This is a genomic window from Paraclostridium sp. MRS3W1 (assembly GCF_032465715.1).
Taxonomy (GTDB): domain Bacteria; phylum Bacillota; class Clostridia; order Peptostreptococcales; family Peptostreptococcaceae; genus Paraclostridium; species Paraclostridium dentum.
Genome location: NZ_JAWDJM010000169.1, coordinates 1 through 1,624, shown reverse-complemented (window position 1 = coordinate 1,624; position 1,624 = coordinate 1). Strand labels below are relative to the sequence as shown.

2 protein-coding genes are annotated in these 1,624 nt (G+C 24.2%); both read right to left on the bottom strand.

Annotation, left to right across the window (positions count from 1 at the left end; all coding sequences use genetic code 11):
- Positions 1–1,093 (bottom strand): hypothetical protein (locus tag RWY47_RS14295; protein WP_316030355.1); only part of this gene is annotated, 1,093 nt, incomplete at its 3' end.
- A gap of 21 nt (positions 1,094–1,114) precedes the next feature.
- Positions 1,115–1,456, bottom strand: coding sequence for a hypothetical protein (locus RWY47_RS14290; RefSeq protein WP_021429244.1), 342 nt, complete (start codon positions 1,454–1,456; stop codon positions 1,115–1,117).
- Positions 1,457–1,624 lie beyond the last annotated feature (168 nt).

The window sequence follows — 1,624 nt, the reverse complement described above, 5'->3', positions numbered from 1 at the left end:
GTCTGTAATTGTTATTATTTAATGATCTTTCTAAGCTTCCTGAATATTCAAAAACAGTTTCGAAATTTGAATTTTTATCTAAATATTTAGTTCTTATGTTATTTGATTTTATAACATCTTCTATTTTTCCATAATTTATATCTGAGTTTGTTGTTGAGTTTATAATCCTTATAGCTCCAACCAAAAAATCTTTACTTAATTGTAAGCTTTTAGGATCTCCATTATTGCTAGGAACTTTAAACTCATACATATTAGTAATTGTTTTAGAATTTAAACTAGATATATCTGTAGTCAATGTTATAGATTGAGCTAAATTATTATCATTTTTTATTCCAAAACTATTTATATTATTTTTTTCTGAAGTTTTTTCACTTATCATTGTCTTTAAATTATTAGCTTTTGCAAAATCTTCAGTGTATTTTTTAAGACTTTCCTTTAAAGTTGTTCTTTCCTTTTTGTAATCTTCATATGTTATTTTTCTATTTTTTGAAACTGATTCTATTCTTTTATACACTTTTTCAAGTTTAAAGTGTATTTCTTTTTTTGTAAAATCAAAGTCTACATTATCAAATGATTTAAGTGTTTTATTTAGATTTTCATTATTTATTTCACTATTATTTAACACATCCATACATTTTGATAAACTTATATTATTTATGTTTTTTGTAGCTGTTAATAAATCATATAGTGCCTGTACTGATGCATCATTTTTAGCTACATTTCCATCTTCATCCTTAAATATATTTCCTTCAATTTGAATTGTATAATTTTTTTTATCAGCTACAGTGTTTATCATTATATACTCTTGTTCTATTTTGTCTGATACTTCTCGTGTTGCTAAATTTAAAATTATAGTTTGATTGTCTGGAGTTAACTGAGGTTTAAATTCTGACAACTCTGAGTTTATTTTTTTCATTAAATCTTGAGCTTGTTCATAAGTTAAGCCCTTAATTTCTTCATTGTTTATTTTATTTAACTGAGAACTAGCACCATCTATACTTTTTTTAAGATTTTCGTTTTTTGTTGCAGAACAACCAACTACTGCCATTGACAGTAGTGCTGTTAACCCTAAAATAATTATTTTTCTTTTCAACTTTTTATCCAACCTCCAAATTTATACTGAGTATAACCATAGTTTATCTACCCATTTTATACTAGTATCATTATTTTTTAAATTCTTACATAGTAACAAAATAACTTGTTCATCTCGATCAAACAACTCATAAATTATTTCATTAGGTTTATGTTTATCATGTATTTTATCAACGTACTCTACTCTTTCTCTAAAAAGTTTTGGCAATGTGTAATGTATATTTAATAGTTGTTCTGCTAAAACAACTATATCTTCTCTTTCTAAGCCCTTTACCAATATATGTTCTGGTATGTACTGCTTATATATATTGAATACTTTATCCATTATTAAATCTTTAAATTTTAAAAAAACATTTCCACTCAAAATTAGCTCTCCCCTTTATATGAATATCTATTTCTCTCTGACATCGTCATTTAATTATATACACATTTTTTATCTTTTTCAATCAATATAATTCATTTTATCTTGCTAATATACATGTTCGTCCTAAATAAAAAAAAAGAAAAAATACCAGTAATAAATCTCTGGTAT